This is a genomic window from Pseudomonas sp. 05N434, assembly GCF_056396965.1.
Map to the genome: position 1 here is coordinate 1 of NZ_JBFTMK010000312.1, position 5,921 is coordinate 5,921.

The following is a 5,921-nucleotide window of genomic DNA, read 5'->3' on the forward strand; positions in this document are numbered from 1 at the left end:
TCATTGTCCTGTCCCCCGCTTAACGCCAGACGAAAAAAAGCCCCGCGTTTGCGGGGCTTTCATGTCGGTCCGGATCAGCTGCCTTTGACCGTCTTGCCGTTGACCGTACCGTCGAGGAGCATGATGTTGTACTCCTTGCCGTCGGTTTCGACCTGTTGCAGACGGACCAGCAGGTAATCCCAATCCTTGGCGAACCACAGCACGGTGATGCGCTTGCTTTGTGTCGGATCGCGCACGCGCTCGACCTTGACCRCATCGATCTGGCCTGCCTTGGTGTCGACTTTCTCCGAGCCCAGCACGCGGAAGTCATAGGTATCGACTTCGCCGGCATCGACGACCTGATAGCTCATGCTTTTCTTGCCGGAGGCCACGTCATGCTGCAGCGCCAGTTGATAGGTGGACTTGTCGACCATGCCGCGGTTGAGCGGGAGCTTGACGGCGTCACCGCGATCGGTGCCGGTGACCATCTTGTTGGTCCAGTCGAAATCCAGATCAGCCTTCTTGGCTTTGCCCAGGCCACCCCGTTCGAAGTGGTAGGACTGCGGCAGCAGCGTGTCCTTGTCCAGGGTCAGGGTGCTTTCTTCGGTCAGGCTGGCGATCATCATCGATGCCTTGAAGCTGAGTTTCCAGACGCCGTTGGCTTCCTTGGTCAGGCTGCGTTCGGCGGTGCCGCTCATGGGCAGTTGCTTCCAGTCGGCGGTGTAGCTGGCGGAGAAGGGATGAAGGTCCGCGGCCTGCGCAAACGGCAGGGCGAGCAGGGCGCAAGCGAAGAGCAGGGCACGACGCATAAAATCTCCTAGGTTCGAATCAAGTGGCCGCTGGCCGCGAGTAACTGTCCGTCCAGTAAAGCACCTTGTTCGCCGAGTGATAAACGGCCTTCGGCAAACCAGCGTACGGCCATCGGGTAGATCAGGTGTTCCTGGGTGTGGACTCGCTGCGCCAGACTCTGCGGCGAATCGTGCAACTCTACCGGTATTACTGCCTGTACGACCAGTGGTCCGCCATCGAGTTCCTCGGTGACGAAGTGCACGGAGCAGCCGTGTTCCGTATCGCCGGCCTCCAGCGCGCGCTGATGAGTGTGTAACCCTTTGTATTTGGGCAGCAGCGAGGGATGGATATTGAGCAGGCGACCCTGGTAATGGCGCACGAAGTCAGCGCTGAGAATGCGCATGAAACCGGCCAGTACCACGAGTTTGGGGTTGAAGGCGTCGATCAGTTCGATCAGCGCGGCATCGAAGGCCTCGCGGCCCTCGAAAGCCTTGTGATCCAGGGTGCGGGTGTCGATACCCGCGTCCCTGGCGCGTTGCAGGCCGTAGGCGTCGGCGCGGTTGGAAATCACCGCAGCAATGCGGGCCGGGCTGTCGCCGGTCCGCGTGCTGTCGATCAAGGCCTGCAAGTTACTGCCGGTGCCGGACAGCAGCACCACCACATCACAGGTCTGGGACATTAATGAGCCTTGAGGTTCTTCAGTTCGACCTGAGCCGCGCCTTCGGCAGCGGTGGCGATCTGACCGATGACCCATGGCTGCTCGCCAGCTTCACGCAGGACGTTCAGCGCGGTTTCAACGTGCTCTTGAGCCACGCAGATGACCATGCCGACGCCGCAGTTCAGCACGCGGTGCATTTCGGTTTCGTCGACGTTGCCTTTCTCTTGCAGCCAGTCGAACACCGCAGGGCGGGTCCAGCTCGCGACGTCAACCACCGCTTGAGCGCCTTTTGGCAGTACGCGCGGGATGTTGTCCAGCAGGCCGCCACCGGTGATGTGGGCCATGGCTTTGACGGCGCCGGTGTCCTTGATCAGCTTGAGCAGCGGCTTCACGTAGATACGGGTCGGAGCCATCAGCAGGTCGGTCAGCGGTTTGCCGTCGAGCTGGATATTCTCGATGTCGGAACCCGATACTTCGATGATCTTGCGGATCAGCGAGTAGCCGTTGGAGTGCGGGCCGGAAGACGGCAGGGCGAGCAGGGCATCGCCGGCAGCGACTTTCGAACCGTCGATGATTTCGGATTTTTCCACGACGCCGACGCAGAAGCCGGCCAGGTCGTAGTCTTCACCTTCATACATGCCAGGCATTTCAGCGGTTTCGCCGCCGACCAGGGAGCAGCCGGACAGTTCACAGCCGGCGCCGATGCCGGTTACAACCTGAGCAGCGGTGTCGACGTTCAGTTTGCCAGTGGCGTAGTAGTCGAGGAAGAACAGCGGCTCAGCGCCGCAGACCACCAGGTCGTTCACGCACATGGCCACCAGGTCGATGCCGATGCTGTCGTGCTTGTTCAGGTTCAGCGCCAGGCGCAGCTTGGTGCCGACGCCGTCAGTGCCCGATACCAGCACCGGTTGTTTGTAACCGGCCGGGATTTCGCAGAGGGCGCCGAAACCGCCCAGGCCGCCCATGACTTCCGGGCGCGCAGTGCGCTTGGCGACGCTCTTGATGCGTTCGACCAATGCTTCACCGGCGTCGATGTCTACACCGGCGTCCTTGTAGCTCAGGGAGGGTTGCTTGCTCATGATCCAGGCCTTTAGGGGGGATTCAGGGGTAACGACCGAGTTCAGCGGGCCTGTCGAAATTGATGAGGCAATTGCCTCACGCGCTATTTCGACACTACCCGGCTGTAGCCGGTCTGCGAAGGCGCGCGATTTTATCAGGCTTGAGGGGCAGCGGCCATCCTCGTGCCGACGGGCAGGGGCATATCGCGTTAAAAAAACTGATATTGCCCGTGTTGGCGACGTCCCACATGGCTGTATAAGGTACGACGTTAACCGTCTATCGTTATGACAGTGCGAAAACTTACCGCGATCGTGTGAATGTTTTGCTTGGGCCTGCGGTCACAGCCCTGGCTCAATCGTCTTCATGCGGTCTGTTCCAGCCGCTCTTGTCGTCAGGAATCTTCCATGCGTTTTCTTAAATTCTTGTTCGTGGGCTGTTTATCCGTGGTCAGCCTGGCCAGCCATGCCGAAACCGTCAAAGGCCTCTATCAAGTGCGCCAACCGGTCAGCGGCCAGACACCGGAGGAGCGCGACCAGGCGACTCAGCAGGCGCTGGAAACGCTGGTGTTGCGCTTGACCGGCGATCCCAAGGCGGCGCAAAGCCCTGGCCTTGCGACCGTGCGCAAAGACCCTCAGCAGATCATCAGTCAGTTCGGCTACGACGCCGGGCCACCGCAAGTGCTGAAAGTCGATTTCGACCCGGCCACCACCGAGCAGGCCTTGCGTCGTGCCGGGCTGGCCGTGTGGGGGGCCAATCGGCCGTCGATCCTCGGCTGGTGGTTGAACGATTCCACCGAAGGTTCGAGCCTGGTCGGCGATGGTCAGGCCAGTGCTGCGCCCTTGCGTCGGGCGGCTCAGCACCGAGGCCTGCCGCTGCGTTTGCCGCTGGCTGACCTGAATGAACAGATCGTCGCCACGGCACCGAATTTGGAAGGTGCCGACCCTGCGCCACTGCGCAGTGCCTCCGATCGTTACAATGCCGATGCCTTGCTGGCGGTGCATGCCCGTGAAGAAGGGGGGCAATGGCAAGCCAAGTGGCGACTGTGGCTGGGCGATCAGAAAGAGGCCGGCAGCGTGCAGGGCGCCGATACCGCCGCCGTGGCCGATGCGGTGATGCTGGCGGTCAGCGAGCGTCTGGCGTCGCGTTTCGTTGCCAAGCCAGGTGCGTCGGGTGAGCAATTGTTGGAAGTTCAGGGCATGAATCTGGAGCGTTATGCGACGCTTGGGCGTTTGTTGGAGCCTTTTGGCGCGCGTCTGCAAAGTGTCGATGGTGACCGCGTGCTTTATCGCGTCAACGGCAGTGCCGATCAGCTGCGAGCTCAGTTGTCCCTGGCGCAATTGCAGGAGGTTCCGGCCAGTCAGGTGCCGGCACCTGTTCAGCCGGTGACTGTGGGTTCTGCGCCGGCCGCAGCGCCAGCGCCTGCCCCGACGCCGCAGTTGCATTTCCGTTGGTGAGTTTTTTCTTTATATAGAAGCAGGAGTGGTACATGGCCGATACGCGGCGTTGGTTCTGGCTCGGTGGGGTGGCCCTGCTTTGCGCGTTTGTTTACCTGTTGCATCCGATCCTGACGCCGTTCCTGGTGGCGCTGTTGCTGGCCTATCTGTTCGACCCGCTGGTGGATCGGCTGGAGAAGCTCGGCTTGTCCCGGACATGGGGCGTGGTGGCGGTGTTCGCGTTGTTCACGATGGTCCTCACCACGCTGTTGTTGGTGTTGGTGCCGATGCTCGCCAAGCAGCTGTTTCGCTTGTATGAACTGGCGCCGCAGATGCTCGACTGGTTGCAGCACACCGCGTTGCCGTGGGCGCAATCGAAGTTGGGTTTGTCGGAGGGCTTCTGGAAGTTCGACAAGCTCAAGGCGGCGATCAGCGAGCACATGGGCCAGACCACCGACATTGTCGGCGTGGTGCTGAGTCAGGCGACGGCTTCAGGCCTTGCGCTGATCGGCTGGCTGGCCAATCTGGTGCTGATCCCGGTGGTGAGTTTTTATCTGCTGCGCGACTGGGACCTGATGATGGCCAAGATCCGCAGCTTGCTGCCGCGTGATCGTGAAGAGCGTGTCATGACCCTGGCTGGGGAATGCCATGAAGTGCTTGGGGCGTTCGTGCGCGGACAGTTGCTGGTGATGCTGGCGCTGGGTGTGATCTACGCCGCTGGCTTGATGATCGTCGGGCTGGAACTGGGGTTGTTGATCGGTCTGATTGCCGGCCTGGCGGCGATCGTGCCGTACATGGGGTTTGTCATCGGGATTGGCGCGGCGTTGATTGCCGGCCTGTTCCAGTTCGGTGGCGATCTGTATCCCATGATCGGTATCGTCGCGGTGTTCATGGTCGGCCAGGCGCTGGAAGGCATGGTTCTGACGCCGTTGCTGGTGGGTGACCGGATCGGCCTGCACCCGGTGGCGGTGATCTTTGCGATTCTGGCCGGCGGCGAGCTGTTTGGTTTTACCGGGGTGCTGCTGGCATTGCCGGTGGCGGCGGTGATCATGGTCCTGGTGCGCCATGTGCATGATTTGTATAAAGATTCGGATATCTACGGCGGTGTCGACGAGTCTGAGAAGTAAGGCCTTTTGATCGCTCGTCGCGGGCAGCCTGGTTTCACGCCGGGTTTGCCCGTATCCCTCGCGCGGCTGTCACATGCACCGCCAAAGAAACTGTCATAAAACCAGCACGTTAACGCAAACCTTTGATTTTGCTTGTGGTCTGTCGCATTGTGCCGTCAGCTTCACGGGTATAAACTTCGCAAACTTTACACAGAGGCCACTAACGGTTCCTTTGGAACTGTTCAGTCAGCATGAAACCGATTCAGCTGCCCCTAGGTGTGCGTCTGCGTGATGACGCCACCTTTATCAATTACTACCCAGGCGCCAATGCCGCTGCACTCGGCTATGTCGAGCGGCTGTGCGAAGCCGACGCCGGCTGGACGGAAAGCCTGATTTACCTCTGGGGCAAGCACGGGGTAGGGCGCACGCATTTGTTGCAGGCGGCTTGCCTGCGTTTCGAGCAGATGGGTGAACCGGCGGTGTATCTGCCGCTGGCCGAGTTGATGGACCGCGGCATCGAAATCCTCGACAACCTCGAACAATACGAACTGGTTTGCCTGGACGATTTGCAGGCGGTCGCCGGCAAGGCGGATTGGGAAGAGGCGTTGTTCCATCTGTTCAATCGTCTGCGTGACAGCGGTCGGCGTCTGCTGATCGCCGCCTCGACATCCCCGCGCGAACTACCGGTGAAGCTGGCGGACCTCAAGTCTCGGCTGACACTGGCGCTCATCTTCCAGATGCGTCCGCTCTCTGACGAAGACAAGTTGCGTGCCTTGCAGTTGCGCGCCTCCCGTCGTGGCCTGCACCTGACTGACGAAGTCGGTCATTTTATTTTGACTCGCGGTACTCGCAGCATGAGTGCGCTTTTCGAGCTGCTTGAGCGCCTCGATCAGGCCT

General features: G+C 60.7%; 6 protein-coding genes. 3 read left to right on the forward strand and 3 right to left on the reverse strand.

Annotated features, from left to right (window positions below; all coding sequences use genetic code 11):
• Positions 1-74: 74 nt before the first annotated feature.
• The 3 genes from AC1DLB_RS18960 to purM are packed head-to-tail and all read right to left on the reverse strand — an operon-like array spanning position 75 to position 2,505.
• Positions 75-788 (reverse strand): DUF3108 domain-containing protein, encoded by a 714-nt coding sequence (locus AC1DLB_RS18960; RefSeq protein ID WP_477785436.1) that lies wholly within the window; start codon positions 786-788, stop codon positions 75-77.
• Between the two features lie 8 nt (positions 789-796).
• Positions 797-1,447, reverse strand: coding sequence for a phosphoribosylglycinamide formyltransferase (purN, locus tag AC1DLB_RS18965; RefSeq protein WP_018925121.1), 651 nt, complete (start codon positions 1,445-1,447; stop codon positions 797-799).
• The gene (gene purM, locus AC1DLB_RS18970; protein ID WP_007936066.1) at positions 1,447-2,505 is read right to left on the reverse strand and encodes a phosphoribosylformylglycinamidine cyclo-ligase; all 1,059 of its coding nucleotides are present in this window, start codon (positions 2,503-2,505) and stop codon (positions 1,447-1,449) included. The genes purN and purM overlap by 1 nt, the downstream gene beginning before the upstream one ends.
• Positions 2,506-2,889: 384 nt before the next feature.
• Here purM and AC1DLB_RS18975 point away from each other — a divergent pair, with 384 nt between their 5' ends.
• From AC1DLB_RS18975 to hda, 3 genes are all read left to right on the forward strand, one after another.
• Positions 2,890-3,939, forward strand: a complete 1,050-nt coding sequence (locus AC1DLB_RS18975; protein WP_477744260.1) for a DUF2066 domain-containing protein — start codon at positions 2,890-2,892, stop codon at positions 3,937-3,939.
• A 32-nt stretch (positions 3,940-3,971) separates the two neighbouring features.
• On the forward strand, positions 3,972-5,045 hold the full coding sequence (locus AC1DLB_RS18980; protein ID WP_018925123.1) for an AI-2E family transporter: 1,074 nt from the start codon (positions 3,972-3,974) through the stop codon (positions 5,043-5,045).
• A gap of 230 nt (positions 5,046-5,275) precedes the next feature.
• Positions 5,276-5,921, forward strand: a 646-nt coding sequence (hda, locus tag AC1DLB_RS18985) for a DnaA regulatory inactivator Hda (RefSeq protein ID WP_477785437.1), incomplete at its 3' end; no start/stop codon positions are given.

Coding starts and splice junctions, on each gene's coding strand:
- purN (WP_018925121.1), bottom strand. CDS start 1,447: ATGTCCCAGACCTGTGATGTGGTGGTGCTGCTGTCCGGCACCGGCAGT.
- purM (WP_007936066.1), bottom strand. CDS start 2,505: ATGAGCAAGCAACCCTCCCTGAGCTACAAGGACGCCGGTGTAGACATC.
- AC1DLB_RS18975 (WP_477744260.1), top strand. CDS start 2,890: ATGCGTTTTCTTAAATTCTTGTTCGTGGGCTGTTTATCCGTGGTCAGC.
- AC1DLB_RS18980 (WP_018925123.1), top strand. CDS start 3,972: ATGGCCGATACGCGGCGTTGGTTCTGGCTCGGTGGGGTGGCCCTGCTT.